The organism is Caballeronia arationis (assembly GCF_001544975.2).
GTDB classification, from domain to species: Bacteria; Pseudomonadota; Gammaproteobacteria; order Burkholderiales; family Burkholderiaceae; genus Caballeronia; species Caballeronia arationis.
In genome coordinates this window covers 1-1,533 of sequence record NZ_FCOG02000418.1, presented here as the reverse complement: position 1 = coordinate 1,533, position 1,533 = coordinate 1, and the positions used below count along the sequence as shown (strand labels likewise).

Sequence of the window (1,533 nt, the reverse complement as noted above, 5' to 3'; positions counted from 1 at the left end):
CTGGGTCGGTATCGACTGGGCGGACACGAAGCACGATATCTGCGTGCAGGCGGCAGGCGAGAGCCGGCGCGAGTCCGGCTGTATTGCGCATCAGGTCGCGGCCATCGATGAATGGGCAAACGCGTTACACCGCCGCTTCGGCGGGCCGCTTGCGGTGGCCCTTGAACTGGCAAAGGGGCCGATCGTCGCCGCGCTGCAGAAGTATGACTTCCTCGTGCTGTTTCCCATCAACCCGGCGACCTTGGCCAAGTATCGCGAGGCGTTCCAGCCCAGTGGCGCCAAGAACGATCCGGGCGATGCGGAACTCGCGCTTGACCTCCTGCTGCACCATCCAGAGCGGTTTGGCCCCTTGAGGCCGCAGAGCGTCCCGATGCGGACGCTGGTGAGCCTGGTTGAGCGGCGCCGGCAGCTGGTTGGCGACCAGAACCGGCTGACCAACCGGCTGTGCGACATGCTCAAGCAGTATTACCCGCAGGCGCTGGAATGGTTCGATGACCGGGGCACGGTGCTGTTCTGCGACTTCCTTGAGCGCTGGCCGACGTTGCGCTCGGTCCGACAGGCCCGAACGGCGGTGCTGGAGACGTTCTTCCATGCACACCACTGCCGTAGCGCCAGCCTGATCAGCGCGCGCATCGAATCCATCCGGAGTGCGGCGGCGCTGACTGACGACCCTGCGATCATCGGTCCGTGCCGGCTGCACGTGCTGGCACTGGTGGCACAGCTGCGCGCCGTGCTGGCTGCAATCGTGCAGTTCGACCTGGAAATCGCGGCGGTGGTGCACACCCTGCCTGACTATGCGTTGTTCGAGGACTTGCCCGGCGCCGGCGCCTGCCTGGCCCCGCGCCTGCTGGCCGCCTTCGGTGAACAGCGCGAGCGGTTCAGGAGTGCTGATGAACTGCAAAAGTATGCGGGCATTGCCCCGGTGACCGAGCGCAGCGGGAAAAAGAGCTGGGTGCACTGGCGCCTGCAGTGTCCGAAATTCCTGCGCCAGACCTTCGTGGAATGGGCCGCCCAGACCATCACCCGGTCATTCTGGGCGGGCGCCTACTACCGGCAGCAGCGCGCGAAGGGCAGCTCGCACCACATCGCCGTGAGGGCCCTCGCATTCAAGTGGATCCGCATCCTGTATCGATGCTGGCAGACGCACACGCCGTACAACGAGACCGTTTACCTCAACGCGCTCGCGAAACGCGGTTCGCCCCTTCTCGGCATGCAGGGCGATTCGGTCAAGATGGGTTCTTGCTCTCATATTTGATTAGGGCAAGCCGCGCAGCGGCGCGTCAGGCCGAAGGCGAAGCTCGCGGGGAGCCGGTGGGCAACGACGGAACCGCTGTCAGGCGGCTGTCCACAGCCTCGTGCTGTGGGCAGCGTCGTTGTCCACGGGCGGGCGCGGGATTTTCGTAGTGAGATGTAGATGTCGAACAAAAAACTTGACAGACCTCCTCAGGGCATGACTGTACTGGCACGACGCTCACCCCAGGGAGTGGCTATTTCCGGGCGACATCCCCGGGCACCCTATCACCCGGTCCGCAG

At 64.9% G+C, this 1,533-nt stretch carries 1 protein-coding gene; it reads left to right on the top strand.

Annotated elements, in window-relative coordinates; genetic code table 11:
* Positions 1-1,255: IS110 family RNA-guided transposase (locus tag AWB81_RS42805; RefSeq protein ID WP_087135616.1), on the top strand; the 1,255-nt coding region annotated here is incomplete at its 5' end.
* Positions 1,256-1,533 lie beyond the last annotated feature (278 nt).